Raw genomic sequence first — 19884 nt, 5'->3', positions numbered from 1 at the left:
GCCGTTCACTCGCGGCAGATGCCCGACAGGCTGACCCATTCGTTGTCGTCCATGATCGGCACGGGGGCGCCGGCGGGGAACGGCTCGCTCTCCATCAGGGCGGCGGTGCGGGTGGTGGGCGGCAGGGTGCGCAGCCAAGGCGTCATCGGCACCTTCGCCACGGTGAACTGGGTCAGCAGCACCTCGGCCGGGATGTCGGTGGGGGCGGCCTGCGCGGTGGCCTCGGCATAGCCGTCCATCGCGCCTTCGGGCAGCGCGCCCGTGGTCAGAAGCCGCAGCGTCGCCCAAATGCCGGCATGTTGCAGCAAGGGGCGCAGCGGATCCTCGATCCCGAAGCGCAGCCCTTCGACGAGCGCGGCCCCCGCCACGGCGTCGGGGGCGTCCTGCTGTTCCACCAGCGCTGCGGGGATCAGGATCTGGCGGTTCGGCAGGTGGACGGGATGGGTCAGCCCGTCGCGCACCACGATGATCCGCCATGACGCCGCGCCAAACACCCGCGTGGCCAGCGTTTCCGTGGCCGCCCGGCCCAGGGGGGCGGCGCAGGGCGCGCCAGTGACCTGAACCATCTCGGCCAAAGCCATCTCTCCCAGCCGCGCGCGGGTGGCGGAGGGGACGACGTCCAGCGTGTGCGAGATGATGGCCCTTGGCACGAAGAAGGCCGACAGGATGACCAGCGCCAGAAGGCCACCCAGCATCAGGTTGCGCAGCCGCCCCGGATGGGGGCGGGCGGATTCAAGCGCGCCGCGCACGGTGGACAGGGCGGCGATCATGTCCGCCTCCTCGATCTCCACGGTCTCGCCCTCAAGGTCGTCACCGGGGGCGTAGATCGCCGGGATGGTGTCGTTCAGGCGCTGCACCGCCGGGAGGGACCAATGTGTCAGCGGCTGGTCGTTCTGCGGATCGGCCAGGATCAGCGACGCCTCGCGGAAGAAGACGATGACCTCCCGGCGCTGTGCGGCCGCATGCTCGCGCCAAAGGCCGGGACATTCAAGCCGGGCGTACTGGCGAAGGGCGGTCATGCGCCGTTGCGTCATGTCATCGTCTCTCCGACCGCCTCGCGCCAGTGCCGTCGGCACAGCGAGACATAGGTTTCATTGCCGCCGATCTGCACCTGCGCGCCGGTGCGCAGGGCCGTCCCGTCCGGGCCGCGACGCACGACCATCGTCGCCTTGCGGCCGCAATGGCAGATGGTGCGGATTTCGCGCAAGTCATCCGCCAGCGCCAGCAAAGCCGCCGATCCGGGAAAAAGCTGGCCGCGGAAATCGACGCGCAGGCCATAGCACATGACGGGAATGCCCAGATCGTCGGTCACCCGGGCCAGATGCCAGACCTGGGCCTCGGTCAGGAACTGCGCCTCGTCCAGAAAGACGCAGGCGGGCGGCGTCACCGCCTGCCGCGCGTGGATGCGGGCGAAAAGGTCGCAGGATTCAGTGAAGGTTTCCGCATCCTCGGCGATGCCGATGCGGCTGGCGATGCGCCCTGGCCCCGCGCGGTTGTCCAGCGCGGCCGTCAGGGTTATGACCTGCATCCCACGTTCGCGGTAATTGTGCGCCGCCTGCAGAAGCAGCGTCGATTTCCCAGCGTTCATCGTGGAGTAGTGGAAATAGAGCTTCGCCATGCGCATCCCATAGCGCAGGGCGAAGCGGTGGGGAAGTGTCCCCTTAGCGCGCGGCGCGGCGTGGGGCTGTGGCGCCACCCGGCTTGCCCTGCGGGCGGGGCGGTCGCGGCTTGGCCTTGGAGGCGTCGGGCTTGCCCGGGGCGTGACCGCGCGGCTTGTGCTGCGGGCGGGCGCCGCGGTTCTGGCCGGGCTTGGGGACCGCCGCCACGTCGGACGCGGCCCAGGGGGCGCCGCCGATCACCGGGATCGCCTTTTTCAGCAGCTTCTCGATGTCGCGGAACTCGCCCATCTCGGCCGGGGCGCAGAAGGCGATGGCGCGGCCTTCGGTGCCGGCGCGGGCTGTGCGGCCGATGCGGTGGACGTAGTTTTCGGCCACGTTCGGCATGTCGTAGTTGTAGACATGCTTCACGCCCGGGATGTCGATGCCGCGGGCCGCGACGTCCGTGGCCACAAGAACCTCAACCGTGCCTTCACGGAATTCGGTCAGGGTGCGGTCGCGCTGGTTCTGCGACTTGTTGCCGTGGATGGACCCGGCCTTGAAGCCCCAACTGACCAGCAGCTTCATCAGCTTTTCCGACCCGTGCTTGGTGCGGCCGAAGACGATGGACCGCTCGCCCGGATGCTCTTTCAGGTAGCCTTCCAGCAGCTTGGCCTTGTCGCCCTGCGGGGTGAAATGCACGGCCTGCGTCACCTTGTCGGCCGGCTTGCCGGGGGGCGAGACCTGGACCTTCACCGGGTTGCGCAGGTAGGTCTGGGCCAGCTCCTCGATGTCCTTCGGCATGGTGGCCGAGAAGAGCATCGTCTGGCGGCGCAGCGGGATGTATTTCGCGATCTTCCGCAGCGAATGGATGAAGCCCATGTCCAGCATATGGTCAGCCTCGTCCAGCACCAGATAGCCGCACTGGTCCAGGTTCACGTCGCCGCGTTCCAGCAGGTCGATCAGGCGGCCCGGGGTGGCCACCAGCACGTCGGTGCCGCGTGCGAGGCGTTCGGCCTGACGGAAGATCGACGCGCCGCCCACGACGGTCGTGACCTTGGCGGGCGTGCCCTTGGTGAACATCGTCAGGTTGTCGGAGATCTGGGTGACCAGTTCCCGCGTCGGCGCAAGGATCAGCGCGCGCACGTTCTTCGGCCCCGGCGGGTGGCCGATGTCGAGGATGCGGTGCAGCAGCGGCAGGCCGAAGGCCGCCGTCTTGCCGGTGCCGGTCTGGGCCAAGCCCATCAGGTCCGAACCCTTCATGATGTGGGGGATCGCCTGTTCCTGGATCGGGGTCGGCGTGGTCAGTTTCGTGTTGGAAAGGGCTTTCAGCAGCTTTTCGCTGAGGCCGAGATCGGCGAAGGTCGTCATGGGATATCCCTGATTGGCGGTGGTGTGCGGCGGAATTGCCGCGGACCCCTGCGTGATCGTGGGAACCGGATGACCGTGCCTTTGTCGGCTGCTCACGCGGCAGCGGCGGTCGGTTGGCCCTCAGATGGCCGATCCGTCCCCGAAAGTCAAGCCTCTGGCCACGCGCGGCGCTTTGCGCTATGGCACGCGCAATCCTTCCAGCCAAAGGTTTCGCCCCATGAAAGCCGCCGTCATCACCTATCCCGGGTCCAATTGCGACCGCGATCTGGCCGTCGCCTTCCGTGACGCGGGGGCCGAGGTCGTGACCGTGTGGCACAAGGAAACGGCGCTGCCCGAAGGCGTGGACGTGGTGGGCGTGCCGGGCGGCTTTTCCTTTGGCGACTACCTGCGCTGCGGCGCGATCGCGGCACGCTCACCCATCTCCACCGCGCTGGCCGCGCATGTGGAACGGGGCGGCTATGCCATCGGCATCTGCAACGGTTTCCAGGTCCTGACGGAAACCGGCCTGCTGCCGGGCGCGCTGATGCGCAATGCGGGTCTGAAATACATCTGCCGGCAGGTGCACCTGAAGGTCCACACCGCGGACAGCGTGTTCACGCAAGGCTATGCCGAGGGCGCGTCCATCACCGTGCCGATCGCGCATCATGACGGCAACTATACCGCCGATCCCGACACGCTGGCGCAGCTGGCGGACGAGGATCGCATCGCCTTCACCTATCTGGACAACCCCAACGGGGCCATGAACGACATCGCGGGCATCCTGTCGGCCAACCGCCGGGTGCTGGGCATGATGCCGCATCCCGAACGCGCGATGGACCCGATGCTGGGCAGCGGCGACGGCCGGGCGCTGTTCGACGCGCTTCTGGGCAGGATGGCGCTTGCCTGATCGAACCCCGCTTGAGGGTGTGCCGGCGCGGGAATATCCTGCGCCGATGTTGAAGCGCGACCAGAGCGACGAGGATGGAGACGCACGCCCGGGAATCTCGTGGCGGCTGCGGATCGTCCTTGTGGTCCTGACGGTCATCGCGGTGACCATGGTGCTGGTCACCAACCGCTGGATGACCGAACGCGCCACGGAAACCACGCGCAACAGCGCCGAAGTGCGCATGGCGCTGTACGCGGGCAACCTGCTGAACGAGTTGCAGCGCACCTCGGTCGTGCCGCTGCTGCTGGCGCGGGACTCCGCCCTGATCGGGGCGCTGTCCTCCAACGACTACGTGGCGACGTCGCAGCGGCTGATCTCGTTCCAGACGGAGATCGGGTCGGCCTCCATCTCTTTGCTGGACCGGTCGGGACGGGTGGTCGGGGCGACGAACCGCAACCTGCTGGGCACCAACTATCGCAACGACGCGTTCTTCGTGGACGCGATGCGCACCAAGGACACGGTGTTTTCGGCCACGCGCCGCACGGAAGGGGCGTTCGACTTCACCTATTCCCGCGCCGTGGTGCAGGACGGGCAGGTGATCGGGGTCGTGGCCATCGCCGTGGACCTGATGAAATACGAACGCGCCTGGGCCGGGCTTCAGGACGCGGTTCTGGTGACAGACAGCGAAGGCGTCGTGATCCTCGCCACCGAACCGCGCTGGCGGGGCCTGAAGCTGGCCGAGGCGCTGGCCGTGCAGGATCCGCCCTCCGCCATCCGGCGGGCGTTCCAGCTGACGGCCGACTGGGCGCAGGAGCCGCCGGACGCCTATCTGGCCGGCGAGGCCGTGCTGCGCGCCGACGCCCGCGTGCCCTTCCGCGGCTGGCGGCTGATCACCTTCACCGCCTATGACAGCGTGCGCGAACGCGTGAACGCGGTTCTGGCGCTGGAGATCATGGGCTTCGCGATCCTCATGGCCGCGACCTTCTACATGCTGTCGCGCCGCGCCTGGTCGCGCAGCCTGTCGCTCCAGCGCGAATCCGCGGAACTGCGGCTGTTGAACCAGCGCCTGCAGCGCGAGATCTCCGAACGGGAAAAGGCCCAGAAGGAGCTGGCCTCGGCCGAGGCGACGCTGGCGCAATCGTCGAAGCTGGCGGCTTTGGGCGAAATGTCGGCCGCCGTCAGCCACGAGCTGAACCAGCCCTTGGCCGCGATGAAGACCTATCTGGCCGGCGCGCGCCTTCTGTTGCAGCGCAAGCGGACCGAGGAGGCGATGTCCTCGTTCCAGCGCATCGACGACCTGATCGAACGGATGGGTGCCATCACCCGCCAGCTGAAATCCTACGCCCGCAAGGGCGGCGAGGCGTTCGAGCCGGTGGACGTGCGCCATTGCGTGTCGGGCGCGCTGTCGATGATGGAACCGCAGTTGAAGGTGCGCGTGGTCCGCATCAACCGCCAGATCCCGCGCAAGCCGGTGATGGTGCTGGCCGACCGGCTGCGGCTGGAACAGGTGATCATCAACCTGCTGCGCAACGCGCTGGACGCCACCAAGGACGTCGCCGCCCCCCGGATCGACATCACGCTGGAGGAGGGCCAGACAGTCAGCCTGCGCGTGCGCGACAGTGGCCCCGGGATCGCTGACCTGGGCAATTTGTTCGAGCCGTTCTACACGACGAAGAAGCCGGGCGAGGGGGTCGGACTGGGCCTCGCGATCTCGTCAGGGATCGTGAAGGATCTGGGCGGACGGCTGACGGCGACGAATGCCGAAGGGGGCGGGGCTGTTTTCGAAGTGCAGCTGCCCTTACTTCAAGATCGATTGAAAGCAGCTGAGTGAGGTTTTGTATGGCTCGAGCAATGAAGGTCGCGATCGTGGACGACGAGGCCGACATGCGGCAGTCGGTCAGCCAGTGGCTGGCGCTGTCGGGGTTTGACGCCGAAACCTACGGGTCGGCCGAGGAGGCGCTGAAGGCCATCGGCCCCGACTATCCCGGCATCGTCGTCAGCGACATCCGCATGCCGGGCATGGACGGCATGGCGCTGCTGAAGCGGTTCATGTCGCTGGATTCGGGTCTGCCGGTCATCATGATCACCGGCCATGGCGACGTGCCCATGGCGGTGGAGGCGATGCGTCTGGGTGCCTTCGACTTTCTGGAAAAGCCGTTCAACCCCGACCGCATGACCGAATTGGCCAAGAAGGCCACGCAGGCGCGGCGGATGACGCTGGACAACCGCGCCCTGCGGCGGGAACTGTCGGACGCCAGCATCATCATGCAGAAGCTGATCGGCACCTCTCCGGCGATGGAGCGGCTGCGCGAGGACATCCTCGATCTGGGGCAGGCCGACAGCCACGTGCTGATCGACGGCGAGACGGGAACGGGCAAGACGCTGGTGGCGCACGCGCTGCACGCCGTGGGGCCGCGCGCGGGCAAGAAGTTCGTCACCATCTCCTGCGCGGCGTGGACCGAGGATCAGCTTCAGGCCAAGCTGTTCGGCCCGGTGGAGGAAGGCGGCCTGCCGCTGGTGGACGAGGCGCGCGGCGGCACCCTGTGCCTTGAGGATGTGGAGGCGCTGAGCCATCCGCTGCAATCGCGCCTTCTGACGCTGATCAACGGGCAGGACGTGCCACCGGAAACGCGGATCATCGCGATCTGCAACCAGCACGCCCCGGACAAGACGCTGGAGGACGTGCTGCGGCCCGACCTCTTCTATCGTCTGGGGGCCATGACCATCGTGCTGCCGCCCCTGCGGACGCGGGGCGAGGACATGCTGACCCTGTTCACCCGCATGTCGGAGCAGTTTTCCGAGGAATACGGCTGCGAGGCGCCGCAGGTGACCGCGCAGGAGGCGGCGCAGCTTCTGCAGGCCCCGTGGCCTGGCAACGTGCGCCAGCTGGTCAACATCGCCGAACGGGCGGTGCTGCAGAACCGCCGGGGATCGGGCTCCATCGCATCTCTGCTGATGGCCGACAACGAGGCGTCGGGCCCCGCGCTGACGACCGAGGGCAAACCCCTGAAGGATTACGTCGAGGCGTTCGAACGTATGCTGATCGACAACACCATGCGCCGCCACAAGGGATCCATCGTCGCGGTGATGGAGGAGCTGTGCCTGCCGCGCCGCACGCTGAACGAGAAGATGGCCAAATACAGTTTGCAGCGGGCCGACTACGTCTGACAGGATGGGCGCGGGACACATCCCGCGCCCTTTTTTCACGAGGACCCGATGCTGCGTATCCTGATGCTGTCGATGCTGGTGGCCGCCTGCGCGCCCCATGAAGGCGGCCCGCGCGCCGTGATGCGCGGCGAAGGGCCGGGCCAGACCGCCGAGCGCCGGCCAGACCGGCCCGCACCGGCCACCCAGCCCCAGACCGAAGCCGAACCCGAGCGGGAGGCCACGGGCGCCATCGGCGGCGCGGTCGCCGGTGAGCTGACGGGCGGCGAGCCTGTGACGGGCGGCATGATCGGCGGCGGAGTCGGCGCGTTCAACTGACGGCGGGCCTGTGGAAAAGACCCATTGTCTTTTCAGCCACGCTGCCCTTATTGTTGGACCCACGCAGCCTTGCGCCGGAAGGCGGGCCGCGTGCACACAGTTTCGCCATCCGCGAAGGACCAAGGGGGACGCCCCTCTGGCGGACGCAGATGGCAGTTCGGCCGAAAGGTCACGACATTTGCCCGCCGGGTCTTTGGCGGGTCGATCAACAGGGCGCCTGATGCGCCCGGGACAGAACCGCGATGGGCGCAGGACTGATGACAGGAGATGAGAGGTGCCGTTCCGGCGCCCCGATGCCCTGTCCGCCGCGCATCCACGCCCCTACAAGCCGCCACACGCAGCCTGACCGATCCCGCCTGCGGGGAAGAAACGTCTGTTTGGGCGCATTGGAACACAATGGCCAAGAAAATGCTGATCGATGCCACGCACCCGGAGGAAACCCGGGTCGTCGTGGTGGACGGAAACAAGGTCGAGGAGTTTGACTTCGAGACCGTAAACAGGCGCCAGATTTCCGGCAACATCTACCTTGCCAAGGTGATGCGGGTGGAGCCGTCGCTGCAGGCGGCCTTTGTCGATTACGGCGGGAACCGCCACGGCTTCCTCGCCTTCGCCGAGATCCATCCCGACTACTACCAGATCCCGGTGGCCGACCGCGAGGCGCTGCTGGCCGAGGAACGCGCCTTCGCCCGCGACGACGAGGAAGCCTCCAAGCGGCAGGACGCCGAGGAGGCCGCCGCCGCGTCCACCGAAGAGGGTGAAGAAGGCGACGAGGCCGACGACATCGAGTCGATCGCCGAAGAGGATGTGAGCGAGGAAATCCGCGCGCCCCGCAAGCCGCGCGCCCGCCGCTACAAAATCCAGGAAGTGGTCAAGGTCCGCCAGATCATGCTGGTGCAGGTCGTGAAGGAGGAGCGGGGCAACAAGGGCGCCGCGCTGACCACCTACCTGTCGCTGGCCGGTCGTTACTGCGTGCTGATGCCGAACACGGCGCGGGGCGGCGGGATTTCCCGCAAGATCACGCAGGCCGCCGACCGCAAGAAGCTGAAGGAGATCGCGGCCGAGCTGTCCGTGCCGGAAGGCGCGGGCCTGATCATCCGCACCGCCGGATCGAAGCGCACGAAGCCCGAGATCCGCCGCGACTATGAATACCTGATGCGCTTGTGGGAACAGATCCGCGAGCTGACGCTGAAATCGGTGGCGCCCGCCCAGATCTACGAGGAAGGCGACCTGATCAAGCGGACGATCCGCGATCTCTTCAACTCTGAGATCGAGGAAGTGCTGGTCGAGGGCGAAGAAGGCTATCGCACCGCCAAGGACTTCATGCGGATGATCATGCCCGATCATGCGCGGCAGGTGAAACGCTACGCCGACCCCATGCCGCTGTTCGCGCGCTATCAGGTGGAAAGCTATCTGGGTGGCATGTTCAACCCGATCGTGCAGCTGAAATCGGGCGGCTACATCGTGATCGGCGTGACCGAGGCGCTGGTGGCCGTGGACGTGAACTCGGGCCGGGCGACCAAGGAAGGCTCGATCGAGGAAACGGCGCTGAAGACGAACCTGGAGGCCGCCGAGGAGGTGGCCCGCCAGCTGCGCCTGCGCGACCTTGCCGGCCTGATCGTCATCGACTTCATCGACATGGACGAGCGCAAGAACAACATCGCCGTCGAGAAGCGCCTGAAGGACAAGCTGAAGACCGACCGCGCGCGCATCCAGGTAGGCCGCATCTCGGGCTTCGGCCTGATGGAGATGAGCCGTCAGCGCCTGCATCCGGGCATGCTGGAATCCACGACCCAGCCCTGCACGCATTGCCACGGCACCGGCCTCATCCGTTCGGATGACAGCCTGTCGCTGCAGGTCCTGCGCCAGCTGGAGGAAGAAGGCACGCGCAAGCGGTCGAAAGAGGTGCTGCTGAAGGCGCCGGTTGCGGTCGTGAACTTCCTGATGAACAACAAGCGCGAGCACATCGCGCTGATCGAGACGCGCTATGGCATGGCCGTGCGGATCGAGGCGGACCCGCATCTGGTGTCGCCTGATTACTCGATCGAAAAGTTCAACACGGCCACGCGCATCGTGCCGGCGTCTTCGGTCATCACCGGCGATGCGTCGCTGATGGGCGAGCTGGTGGAAGAGGAAGAGCTGGACCTGCCGGTGGCTGCGGAGGAGGTCGACGAGACCGAAACCGTGGACATGTCGGACGCGACCGAAACGGTCGACGCTGCGGACACAGCCGAGGAGCCGGGCGAGGGTGGCGGCAAGAAGAAGCGCCGTCGTCGTCGGCGTCGCCGGTCGGGCCAGGCGGAACTCGCCGGGGCCGAAGCCGCGTCGGACGAGGATTCGGCCGGTGGCGACAGCGTGGCCGAGGAGATCGCGGAAGCGCCGATCGACCCCGAGCCGCAGCCCGAACCCGCCCCCATCGCCGCGCCGGTCGAAGAGCCTGCCGCCGAGGTGGTGGCCGAGCCGAAGCGCCGCACGCGCAGCCGCAAGAAGGCCGAGCCCGTGACCGAGCCCACGGCCGAGGACGCCGAGGTCGTGGCCGAAGCCGCGCCGAAGCGGACCCGCACGCGCACCCGCAAGGCGGCGGAGCCTGCGGCCGAGGAGGCCCCGGCCCCCAAGCGCACACGCAAGAAGGCCGAACCCGCGGCCGAAGCCACCGAGGAGGCGGCCCCCAAGCGCACCCGCAGCCGCAAGAAGGCCGAGCCGATGGCGGAGGAGCCTGTGGCCGAAGCCGCGCCGGTGGCCACGCCCGAACCCGTCGCCACGCCCGAACCTGCGCCGGCTGATGAGCCTGCGGAGGACACCAAGCCGCGTCGCCGCGGCTGGTGGGCCGTGTAAGCTGATCTGGGAAAAGGGCGCCTTCGGGCGCCCTTTTTGCACGCGGAAGTGACGCCGCCCCCCTCGTGATCCGCCTGTGGTTCGTGTTATGCGATGGAGGATCAGGAGGGCATATGGCCAATTTCGACATGTTGGACGCCGGGCTTTTGTCCGCGATGATGATCGCGCTGACGGCGGGTGTGCTCAGCTTCCTCAGCCCCTGCGTGCTGCCCATCGTGCCGCCCTATCTGGCCTATATGAGCGGGATCAGCATGAACGACATGCGCGGGCAGGGGGGGCGACGCCGCATCCTGCTGCCGGCGCTGTTCTTCGTGATGGGCCTGTCCACCGTCTTCCTGTTCCTGGGAATCGCGGCCTCGGCCATCGGGACCGCGCTTCTGCAATATCAGGACGTGATGACCAAGGTGTCGGGGATCGTGGTGATCCTGTTCGGCCTGCACTTCATCGGCGTGCTGCGCATCCCCCTCCTGAACCGTGAGGCGCGGATGGATGCGGGCGATCAGGGCGGCACCGCCCTGGGCGCCTATGTGCTGGGGCTGGCCTTCGCCTTCGGCTGGACGCCCTGCATCGGCCCGCAACTGGGCGCCATCCTGTCCCTGGCAGCGACCGAGGCGAACGTCGCCCGCGGCACGGCGCTGCTGGGCGTCTATGCCATCGGGCTTGGGCTGCCCTTCCTTCTGGCCGCGCTGTTCATCAACCGCGCCATCGGCGTGATGAACCGGCTGAAGCCGTGGATGGGCGTGATCGAAAAGGCGATGGGCGCGCTTCTGATCCTTGTCGGCGTGGCGCTGGTGACGGGCCTCTTCAGCATGTTCTCGTTCTTCCTGCTGGAAAACGTGCCGCTGCTGGGCCGTCTGGGTTAGACCGGGCGATACCGCCGCAGCACGAAGACGCGGATGGCCGAGGCGAGGTTCGCCTCCCCCCGGCCCGCGTCGATCTCGGCCGCGAGGAGGTTGAGCGGTTTGCCTTCCTCCCCGGCAATCTCGCGGAAGGCCTTCCAGAATTCCGGCTCCAGCGTCACGCTGGTGCGGTGCCCGTGCAGGGTGAGGGAGTGCTTTTCCGGCCCGTTCATTCCGTCGGGCGGTCCGTCTTGTGCCCGTCCAGATCGCGGCGGGCCTTCTCGGCCTCGGCCGTCTGGCGGTGACGTTCGGCCTTGGTCAGGCCGAACTTCGCGGCGTTGGTGTCGCCCTGCGCGCGCTTCGCGTCACGTTCGCGCGTCTTGCGGACGGCGCGCAGGTTGACGATCTTCCCCATCAGCCTTTCGGGCCGATCATGTCTTCAGGACGGACCACGCGGTCGAACGTCTCACCATCCACGAGGCCGAGAGCGATCGCCTCCTCACGCAGGGTGGTGCCGTTCTTGTGCGCGGTCTTGGCCACCTTGGTCGCGTTGTCATAGCCGATGGTGGGGGCCAGCGCCGTGACCAGCATCAGCGATTCCTTCATCAGCTTGTCGATCCGCGCGGTATTGGCCTGCGTGCCCACGACCATGTTGTCCGTGAACGAACCTGCCGCGTCGCCCAGAAGCTGCATGGATTGCAGCACGTTGTAGGACATCATCGGGTTGTAGACGTTCAGCTCGAAATGCCCTTGGCTTCCGGCGAAGCCCACGGCGGCGTCGTTGCCCATGACATGGGCGCAGACCATGGTCAGCGCCTCAGCCTGCGTCGGGTTCACCTTGCCCGGCATGATGGACGATCCCGGCTCATTCTCCGGCAGGATCAGTTCGCCCAGGCCCGAGCGGGGGCCGGAGCCCAGCAGCCGCAGGTCGTTCGCGATCTTGAACAGCGATGCGGCCACCGTCTTCAGCGCGCCCGAGAACATGACCATCGCGTCATGCGCGGCCAGCGCCTCGAACTTGTTGGGCGCGGTGACAAAGGGCAGGCCCGTGATCGTCGCGATTTCGGCTGCGACGCGGGTGTCCCAGCCCACGCGGGTGTTCAGGCCGGTGCCGACGGCGGTGCCGCCCTGCGCCAGTTCGTAGATGTCGGGCAGGCAGGCCTTCACCCGCTCGATCCCCTTTTCCACCTGTTTTGCGTAGCCCGAGAATTCCTGGCCCAGCGTCAGGGGCGTCGCGTCCTGCGTGTGGGTGCGGCCGATCTTGATGATGTCCTTGAACTCTTCGGACTTCGCGACCAGCGCCTTGTGCAGCTTCTCAAGCCCCGGGATCAGCGTGTCGCGGGCCATCATGCCGATGGCCACGTGCATCGCGGTCGGGAAGGTGTCGTTGGACGACTGGCCCATATTGCAGTGGTCGTTCGGGTGGACGGGCTTCTTCGACCCCATCTCGCCGCCCAGCATCTCGATCGCGCGGTTCGAGATCACCTCGTTCGCGTTCATGTTGGACTGGGTGCCAGACCCCGTCTGCCAGACGACCAGCGGGAAGTTGTCGTCAAACTTGCCGTCGATCACCTCTTGCGCGGCGGCGGCGATGGTGTCGGCCAGCTTGGCGTCCATGTCGCCCTGCGCCTTGTTCACCAGTGCACAGGCCTTCTTGATGACGCCCAGCGCGCGGATGATCGCGACGGGCTGCTTTTCCCAGCCGATCGGGAAGTTCTGGATGGAGCGCTGCGTCTGCGCGCCCCAGTACTTGTCGGCGGGAACGTCAAGCGGGCCGAAGCTGTCGGTCTCGGTGCGGGTCGCGGTCATGTGATCCTCCTGTCGCTGGCCCATGTGATAGGCCGGACCGGCGATCAGATCAATCGGCATGCCGCGGTATGCGGGCAGATCGGCCGGGGTCTATTTGCGGAACTTGTCCAGGCTGACGATCTCGGCCTCGCCGCGCGGGGTGTCGGGCGGTAGGTCGTCCGGGCCGTCATCCTCGTCGTCCCCGTCCTCCTCATCGACCTGCTCCTGCGTCTCGAAGCGCAGGCCGAATTCGACGGACGGATCGACAAAGGTGCGGATGGCGTCGAAGGGGATGGCCAGCGGTTCGGGCTGGTTGCCGAAGTTCAGCGTGATCGTGAAGCCTTCGTCGGTGACGACCAGGTTGTCGAACCAGTGCTGGATGACGACGGTCATCTCCTCGGGGTAGCGCATGCGCAGCCAGTCGGCGATCTCCACGCCTTCGGCGTTCGTGTCGAAGGTGATGAAGAAATGGTGGTCGCCCGGCAGGCCGTCGCGGGCCACGTCCTCCAGCACGTTCTGGATCAGCGTGCGCATCGCGCGATGCATCAGGTTGCCATAATCGATCGTACTGGCCATGCGCTCCTCCGGCTGCTGCTGGAAAGCATAGAACGTCGATCACGGGAATGAAAGGGAGGTGCAGGATTCTGTTGCCAGGCTCCTGCGGGCCCCGCCTTACGCGGCTAAGCGCAAGGACTTAGGTTTCGATAACCTTCACTGCTTACGCAGCGACGGCCATCGGAGCACGGTTGTCGTTGGCAACTGTACAATTCGGACCGATAACGGTGGTACCTCACCGAGCGAAAGCTGGCCCCTTTAGACGTTCGTCGATCCTGTTTCGGCCCCCTCCGCCCCCAACGAGGGAGTGTTGGTGGAGCCGCCGGGTACCGCCCCCGGGTCCGATCCGCTTATTACGGGTGCGTTTATCGCCATAGTCCGAGCAAGCCCGAACAGCCCTGATATAGGCCGAAGGTTTGGGCGGGGCAAGGGGCGGAACTTCCCGCCCGTCGGGCGGTTTCCCGACGGCAAAGGAGACGCCGATGACCAAATCGCATGACGACATCTGGGACGAATGGTCCAAGCTGGTGAACATGACGCCGGCGGCGCTGAAGCGGTGGCTGGACACGGAGGAAAGCCGCAGCGTCGGCGACACGCGGGGCGAGGGCGAAAGCACGGGCCATCAGTCGGGCCGTCATATCCTGAAGATCCAAGACACGAAGAAGGCGGACCTGTCGGACGACGACTGGGCGCACATGGGCAAGGTCGTGGGCTACATCAAGCGCCACAAGGCTCAGGGCGGGCCCCAGTCCGACATGGAACACAGCGACTGGCGCTATTCCCTGATGAACTGGGGCCACGACCCGATGAAATGACGCGGGGCCGGGGGATCAGAACCCGGCCTTGATCTCCTCGAAGGTCTGGACCATGCGGTCGCGCATCTGGTTGTCGATCGGCGTCTGCGACAGCAGCGTGCCCTCGACCGGGTCCAGATAAGCGGTCTTCAGATCCTCTTCCGACACCATGGCCATGCCGTCGGGATTGGTGTGGGCATAGCCGATGTTGTCCACCAGAACCTGGGCGGATTCGGGGGCCAGCCACGAGTTGATGAAGTCGTAGGCCTTGTCCTCGTTGCCCGGAGCGCCCTTGAAGTTCACATAGCCGCAGAAGAAGGAGGATGCGCCCTCCTTCGCCTGACGGTTGAAGGCGATGGGGAAGTTGTCTTCCTGCATCAGCGCCACGCCGTCGTTCCACGACCACGCCACCTGTACCTGGCCCCCGGCCATCAGCTGCGTCAGTTCGGCCGGGTCCGCCCAGTAGGCGACGACGTTGGGATGCACGTCGCGCAGCCATTGGGCGGCCGCTTCGAACTGTTCGTCCGTCGCGTTGGTCCAGTCGGTCACGCCCGTTGCCAGATAGGCCAGCGCCCAGATGTCGTCCGTGTTGTCGGGAAGGGAGATGCGGCCCGCGTATTTCGGATCCTTGAAGACCTCGAGGCTCTGCACATCCTCTTCCGGAACCGTGTCGGGGTTGTAGGCGACGGCGGTGTAGGCATAGTCCGTCGGGATGAACCAGACGCCGGTGTCATCCTTGAAGATCGGCGAATCCGTAAACCGGGCGTCGATCTTGTCATAGGCCGGGATGCGGGAGACGTCCCACGGTTCGATCAGCCCGGCGTCGCGGTATTTCGACACCATCTGCGAACAGGGATGCCCCACATCCGCACGGAAGCCCGAGGCGACCTTCTGGAACGCCTCGTCATCGTCGCCGAACAGCGAATAGGTCGGCGCGTCGCCGTTCTTGTCCGCATAGCCCTGCACAAGGCCGGGCACGTCGAAGCCGGCCCAGTCCAGCACGATCAGGTCGGGATCGGCGGCAAAGGCGGGAAGGGCAAGGGCGATGGCCGAGGCGGCGCCGAGAAGCGTCTTGGTCATGGTATCCTCAAAGCATGGAAATCGCCCCGAATCCTATGGCGGGGGCGGGGGTGCGTCCAGTGCCGATCGCCCGTCGGACGGGCTTTGCCCGAAACTTGTGCGCCCTTGGCAAGCCGTGCCATCCCTCTACCTGACAGGCAGCGCGAAGGAGTGACCGCATGACACAGTTCCGGGCCCTGCTGATGCAAGCCGACGGCCGCCCCGAGGTGACCGAGATCGACGACGACCGCCTGCCCGCGGGCGACGTGACGGTGGACGTCGAATACTCCACGCTCAACTACAAGGACGGGCTGATCGTGACCCGGCAGTGGGACGCGGTGAAGCGCTGGCCCCATGTGGCGGGGATCGATTTCGCGGGCACGGTCACGGCCTCGGACGATCCGCGGCACGCGGTGGGCGACAAGGTGGTGCTGACGGGTTGGCGCGTGGGCGAGATGCACTGGGGCGGATACGCCACGCGCGCCCGGGTGAAGGGCGACTGGCTGGTGGCGCTGCCGAAGGGCCTGTCCACCCGCGACGCGATGGCGCTGGGCACGGCCGGGTTCACGGCGATGCTGGCCGTGATGGCGCTGGAAGATCACGGGCTGACGGAGGGGGAGGTGCTGGTGACCGGCGCCTCGGGCGGTGTCGGATCGGTGGCCGTGGCGCTGCTGGCGGCGCTGGGTCACACCGTCGTCGCCTCCAGCGGGCGGGAGGCGGTGAACGACTACCTTCTGGGTCTGGGGGCCACGCGGATCGTGTCCCGCGCGGACTTGGCCGAACCGCCGGCACGGCCGGTGGATCATGAACAATGGGCCGGCTGCATCGATTCCGTCGGGGGCATGACGCTGGCGCGGGTGCTGACGCAGATGCGCTATGGCACGTCGGTAGCGGCGGTGGGGCTTGCGAGCGGGGCCGAGCTGTCCACGACCGTGCTGCCCTTCCTGTTGCGCGGGATGAACCTGCTGGGCATCGATTCCGTCATGTGCCCCGTGCCCCTGCGCCAGCGCGCCTGGGACCGGATCGCGCAGGACATGCCGATGGACAAGATCCGCCAGACGGTGACGGAGGTGGGTCTTGGCGACGTGCCGGATCTGGCCGAGGCGATCCTGAAGGGCGGGGTCCGGGGCCGCACCGTGGTGAACGTGACCGCATGACCGCCCCGGTTCTTCTTTGGCTGCGGCGGGACCTGCGGATCGGCGACAACCCGGCCCTGACGGCGGCGCTGGCCACCGGCCGCCCCCTGATCCCGGTCTTCATCCTGGACCCGGAAACCGAGGCGCTGGCCGCCGCGCCGAAATGGCGGCTGGGGCAGGCGATCGGCGTCTTCGCGCAGACGCTGGAACGGCTGGGCAGCCGCCTGATCCTGCGGCGGGGCGATGCGGTGCAGGTTCTGACCGATCTGGCGCACGATACAGGGGCCGAGGAGGTCCATCTGACCCGCCTGCACGACGCCGCGTCCCGCCGCCGCGACGACCGCGTGGCGGCGACCGAAGGCCCGCGCGTGGTCGTTCATCACGGCCATACCCTACACGCGCCGGACGCGATCCGGACGAAGACGGGCGGCTACTACAGGGTCTACACCCCGTTCTGGAACACGCTGCGCCAGATGGGCGTGGACGCGCCCGCACCCACGCCGGACCGGCTGAACCCGCCCGACCGCTGGCCCGCCTCGGACCGGCTGGAGACATGGGGGATGGGCGCTGCCATGAACCGCGGCGCTGACGTGGTCGCCCGTTTCGCCGTGGTGGGGGAGGCGGCGGCCCAGCGGCGTCTGGGCGCGCTGCTGGACGGTCTGGACGGCTATGTCCGCGCACGGGACGACATGACCTCGCGCGCCACCTCCGGCATGTCGGAAAACCTGACCTATGGAGAGATCGGGCCGCGCACCCTGTGGCACACGGCCATGGACGCGCTGCAAAACGGCGCGCCGGGGGCCGAGACGTTTCTTCGCGAGCTGGCCTGGCGCGACTTCGCCCATCATCTTCTGTGGCACGTTCCCACGCTGCCCGACCAGCACTGGCGCGAGGGCTGGGACCGCTTCCCCTGGCGGGCGGACAATCCCGACGCCGAAGCCTGGCGCCGCGCCCAGACCGGGGAGCCGATCGTAGACGCCGCCCTGCGCGAGGTGTTCGCCACCGGCACCATGCACAACCGCGCGCGCATGATCGTGGCGAGCTTCCTGACCAAGCACCTGCTGACCGACTGGCGCGTCGGCGCGCGCTGGTTCGAGGAGACGCTGATCGACTGGGATCCGGCCTCCAACGCCTTGAACTGGCAATGGGTGGCGGGCTGCGGGCCCGACGCCTCGCCCTATTTCCGCATCTTCAACCCGGCCGCGCAGGCCGAGAAGTTCGACGCAAAGCGCCGCTACCGCGACCGCTGGCTGACCGACACGCCCGAATTGCGTGCCTTCTTCGAAGCCGTGCCACGCAGTTGGAAGCTGGACCCCAAGGCGCGCCCCGAACCGATCATCGACCTGAAGGGCGGGCGGGAAAGGGCGCTGCTGGCCTATGCCCGGCAGCGTCAGCCGTGACCGTGCGGCGGGGCTTGTCGCAGGCGGAAAAACTTGGTCACATCCATGGCATGGATGGGAGAAGCGCATGACGGGTCCGACATCGGTTGCGGGAGAGGCCGCACTTCCGCGCTATTTCAAACGGGTCTTTGACGTGGTGCGGAAGCTGGACCACGGCCATTTGCGGATCGTGCTGCCCGATGGTCGCGCTTTTGACCATCAGGGCGCGCAGCCCGGCCCGGACGCGGAACTGCACATCCACGACCCAGGCGTCTTTGCCCGGCTGGTGCGCGAAGGCGATCTGGGGTTCTGCGAGGCCTACATGGACGGGGAATGGTCCACGCCGGACCTTCAGGCCTTCCTGGACCTGATCCACATGGATCACGAGCACATCTATGACGGCTTTCCGGGTCAGGCCTTCCTGCGCGCCTATGAACGCCTGCGCCATTGGATGAGGTCGAATTCGAAGACGCAGGCGCGGCGGAACATCGAATACCACTACGATCTGGGCAACGACTTCTACCGGATGTGGCTGGACCGGACGATGACCTACTCCTCGGCCCTGTTTGAGACGGGGGAGGACACGCTGGAGGAGGCGCAGCGCCGCAAATACGCGGCCCTCGTGGACCGGATGAACGTGCGGCCGGGCGAGCATGTGCTGGAGATCGGCTGCGGCTGGGGCGGCTTTGCCGAATACGCGGCGGCCGAACGGGGGCTGCGGGTGACGGGGCTCACCATCTCGCAGGCGCAATACGACTTCGCGGTGAAGCGGATCGCCGGGGCGGGGCTGTCCGACCGCGTGACGCTGAAGCTTCAGGACTATCGGGATGAAAAAGGGCGGTATGACGGCGTCGCCTCGATCGAGATGTTCGAGGCGGTGGGCGAGGCCTACTGGCCCGCCTATTTCGACGCGGTGCGCGACGCCTTGCATCCGGGCCGCAGCGCCGCCCTGCAGATCATCACCGTGTCCGACGCCCGGTTTCAGACCTACCGTCACGAGGTCGACTTCATTCAGCGCTACATCTTTCCGGGCGGGATGCTGCCCTCCCCCACCGCGCTGCGGCGCGAGGTGGAACGGGCGCAGCTGCGGTTCGACGGATCGCGGGAATTCGGGCAAAGCTATTCGCGCACGCTGCGCCAGTGGTACGCCACCTTCAACGACAGATGGGACGAGATACAGACCATGGGCTTTGACGACCGCTTCCGCCGCATGTGGAACTTCTACCTTGCCGCCTGCGCCAGCACCTTTGCGTGTGGAAACTGCGACGTGACGCAGGTCACGGTGACCCGCGCATGACCGCACTGTCCCAAGGGCTGCACGCCATCGTGCGCGGCGACGATCCGGCGCAAGAGGCCGAACGCGACGCGTTCTTTCACGCCGCCACCGATGGTGACGTGGCCGATGACGACGCGGGCAGGATCCTTGCGCGCGACGTGATGGCGCTGATGGGCCAGCGCGATCCGCAGGCGATCCGGAAACGGCTGGGCCAGATGCGCGTGTCCGCCGCCAGCCGCCTGCGCGCCGTGGGATCGCCCGCACCCGTCGGTCTGCGCCATAACGCTGCCCCCGGCGATGTGGATGAGGTGCGCCGCATCCAGCCCTATGCCCACTACTTCGCGGTGGAGGAATATGACGTCCGCTTCCGCCGCTTCGACGGCCGCATGAGCGAGGTCGTGAACCGGGGCGTCTTCATCTCGGGCGATGCGGTGACGGTGCTGCCCTACGATCCGGTGCGCGACCGCGTGCTGCTGGTGGAACAGTGGCGCGCCGGCCCCTGGGGGCGCGACGATCCGCAGCCCTGGCTGCTGGAGCCGATCGCCGGCCGCATCGATCCCGGCGAGCCGCCGGAGGAAACCGCCCGCCGCGAGGCGGTGGAGGAAGCGGACCTGACCCTTGGCGCGCTGCATCTGGCCAGCGCCTTCTACCCTTCGCCGGGCGCGAAGGCGGAGTTCGTCTATGCCTATGTGGGCATGGCGGATCTGCCGGACGGTGCGGCGGGCGTCTTCGGGATGGAGGGGGAGGCGGAGGACATCCGCGGCCACCTGATCCCCTTCACGGACCTGATGAACCGGATCGCGGGCGGAGAGATCCAGAGCGCGCCGCTCCTGATCACCGCCTACTGGCTGGCCAGCCAGCGGGATCGCCTGCGGGGCGGGGTGGCGGGGGCCTGACCGGCCCCCTCCGGGA

At 67.2% G+C, this 19884-nt stretch carries 19 protein-coding genes and 1 other RNA gene; 11 read left to right on the top strand and 9 right to left on the bottom strand.

All coding sequences use genetic code 11. The features are described from left to right. Window positions 1-5: 5 nt before the first annotated feature. The 3 genes from PIJ50_RS00530 to PIJ50_RS00520 are packed head-to-tail and all read right to left on the bottom strand — an operon-like array spanning window position 6 to window position 2966. Window positions 6-1019, bottom strand: a complete 1014-nt coding sequence (locus PIJ50_RS00530; protein ID WP_271971766.1) for a hypothetical protein — start codon at window positions 1017-1019, stop codon at window positions 6-8. 11 nt (window positions 1020-1030) lie between these two features. After that, window positions 1031-1618, bottom strand: coding sequence for a thymidine kinase (locus tag PIJ50_RS00525; RefSeq protein WP_271971764.1), 588 nt, complete (start codon window positions 1616-1618; stop codon window positions 1031-1033). Window positions 1619-1661: 43 nt separating this feature from the next. Beyond that, entirely contained in the window at window positions 1662-2966 is a 1305-nt protein-coding gene (locus PIJ50_RS00520; RefSeq protein ID WP_271971761.1) for a DEAD/DEAH box helicase, read from the bottom strand. Between the two features lie 217 nt (window positions 2967-3183). Between PIJ50_RS00520 and purQ the strand changes: the two genes are divergently transcribed. From purQ to PIJ50_RS00490, 6 genes are all read left to right on the top strand, one after another. Beyond that, window positions 3184-3852, top strand: a complete 669-nt coding sequence (gene purQ, locus PIJ50_RS00515) for a phosphoribosylformylglycinamidine synthase subunit PurQ (RefSeq protein ID WP_271971760.1) — start codon at window positions 3184-3186, stop codon at window positions 3850-3852. Between the two features lie 46 nt (window positions 3853-3898). Continuing rightward, complete coding sequence (locus PIJ50_RS00510) at window positions 3899-5662, top strand: sensor histidine kinase (protein WP_271972902.1); 1764 nt, start codon at window positions 3899-3901, stop codon at window positions 5660-5662. 8 nt (window positions 5663-5670) lie between these two features. After that, window positions 5671-6999 (top strand): sigma-54-dependent transcriptional regulator, encoded by a 1329-nt coding sequence (locus PIJ50_RS00505; RefSeq protein WP_271971758.1) that lies wholly within the window; start codon window positions 5671-5673, stop codon window positions 6997-6999. A gap of 48 nt (window positions 7000-7047) precedes the next feature. After that, the gene (locus tag PIJ50_RS00500) at window positions 7048-7314 is read left to right on the top strand and encodes a hypothetical protein (RefSeq protein ID WP_271971755.1); all 267 of its coding nucleotides are present in this window, start codon (window positions 7048-7050) and stop codon (window positions 7312-7314) included. 396 nt (window positions 7315-7710) lie between these two features. Continuing rightward, entirely contained in the window at window positions 7711-10146 is a 2436-nt protein-coding gene (locus PIJ50_RS00495) for an Rne/Rng family ribonuclease (protein ID WP_271971753.1), read from the top strand. A 113-nt stretch (window positions 10147-10259) separates the two neighbouring features. Continuing rightward, window positions 10260-11009, top strand: coding sequence for a cytochrome c biogenesis CcdA family protein (locus tag PIJ50_RS00490; protein WP_271971751.1), 750 nt, complete (start codon window positions 10260-10262; stop codon window positions 11007-11009). On the opposite strand, the gene PIJ50_RS00485 is transcribed toward PIJ50_RS00490, so the two are convergent. The 5 genes from PIJ50_RS00485 to ssrA all read right to left on the bottom strand — a co-directional run bounded on the left by PIJ50_RS00485 (window position 11006) and on the right by ssrA (window position 13761). Then, window positions 11006-11218 (bottom strand): ribbon-helix-helix domain-containing protein, encoded by a 213-nt coding sequence (locus tag PIJ50_RS00485; RefSeq protein WP_271971749.1) that lies wholly within the window; start codon window positions 11216-11218, stop codon window positions 11006-11008. The two genes, PIJ50_RS00490 and PIJ50_RS00485, sit on opposite strands and share 4 nt — an antisense overlap. Beyond that, on the bottom strand, window positions 11215-11400 hold the full coding sequence (locus PIJ50_RS00480) for a DUF4169 family protein (RefSeq protein WP_271971747.1): 186 nt from the start codon (window positions 11398-11400) through the stop codon (window positions 11215-11217). Before PIJ50_RS00480 ends, PIJ50_RS00485 begins: the two co-directional genes overlap by 4 nt. Next, window positions 11400-12794 (bottom strand): class II fumarate hydratase, encoded by a 1395-nt coding sequence (gene fumC, locus PIJ50_RS00475; RefSeq protein WP_271971746.1) that lies wholly within the window; start codon window positions 12792-12794, stop codon window positions 11400-11402. Before fumC ends, PIJ50_RS00480 begins: the two co-directional genes overlap by 1 nt. A gap of 90 nt (window positions 12795-12884) precedes the next feature. Further along, window positions 12885-13349, bottom strand: coding sequence for an SspB family protein (locus tag PIJ50_RS00470; RefSeq protein ID WP_271971744.1), 465 nt, complete (start codon window positions 13347-13349; stop codon window positions 12885-12887). A gap of 57 nt (window positions 13350-13406) precedes the next feature. Continuing rightward, window positions 13407-13761, bottom strand: a transfer-messenger RNA (tmRNA) gene (gene ssrA / locus PIJ50_RS00465). Window positions 13762-13810: 49 nt separating this feature from the next. Here ssrA and PIJ50_RS00460 point away from each other — a divergent pair. After that, window positions 13811-14143, top strand: a complete 333-nt coding sequence (locus PIJ50_RS00460; RefSeq protein ID WP_271971742.1) for a DUF3140 domain-containing protein — start codon at window positions 13811-13813, stop codon at window positions 14141-14143. Window positions 14144-14158: 15 nt separating this feature from the next. Here PIJ50_RS00460 and PIJ50_RS00455 read toward each other — a convergent pair whose 3' ends face one another. Continuing rightward, a complete protein-coding gene (locus PIJ50_RS00455) occupies window positions 14159-15202 on the bottom strand; it encodes an ABC transporter substrate-binding protein (RefSeq protein WP_271971741.1) in 1044 nt (347 codons plus the stop codon). A gap of 158 nt (window positions 15203-15360) precedes the next feature. Between PIJ50_RS00455 and PIJ50_RS00450 the strand changes: the two genes are divergently transcribed. The 4 genes from PIJ50_RS00450 to PIJ50_RS00435 all read left to right on the top strand — a co-directional run bounded on the left by PIJ50_RS00450 (window position 15361) and on the right by PIJ50_RS00435 (window position 19868). Next, complete coding sequence (locus PIJ50_RS00450; RefSeq protein ID WP_271971739.1) at window positions 15361-16338, top strand: MDR family oxidoreductase; 978 nt, start codon at window positions 15361-15363, stop codon at window positions 16336-16338. Further along, complete coding sequence (locus tag PIJ50_RS00445) at window positions 16335-17717, top strand: cryptochrome/photolyase family protein (RefSeq protein WP_271971738.1); 1383 nt, start codon at window positions 16335-16337, stop codon at window positions 17715-17717. The genes PIJ50_RS00450 and PIJ50_RS00445 overlap by 4 nt, the downstream gene beginning before the upstream one ends. 67 nt (window positions 17718-17784) lie before the next feature. Further along, window positions 17785-18993 carry an SAM-dependent methyltransferase gene (locus PIJ50_RS00440; RefSeq protein WP_271971736.1) on the top strand — a complete coding sequence of 403 codons (1209 nt, stop codon included), beginning with the start codon at window positions 17785-17787 and terminating at the stop codon, window positions 18991-18993. Then, complete coding sequence (locus PIJ50_RS00435; protein WP_271971734.1) at window positions 18990-19868, top strand: NUDIX domain-containing protein; 879 nt, start codon at window positions 18990-18992, stop codon at window positions 19866-19868. Before PIJ50_RS00440 ends, PIJ50_RS00435 begins: the two co-directional genes overlap by 4 nt. The last annotated feature ends 16 nt before the right edge of the window (window positions 19869-19884 follow it).

The organism is Falsirhodobacter sp. 20TX0035 (assembly GCF_028307215.1).
Lineage (GTDB): Bacteria > Pseudomonadota > Alphaproteobacteria > Rhodobacterales > Rhodobacteraceae > Falsirhodobacter.
This window is presented reverse-complemented; position numbering and strand designations above follow the sequence as displayed.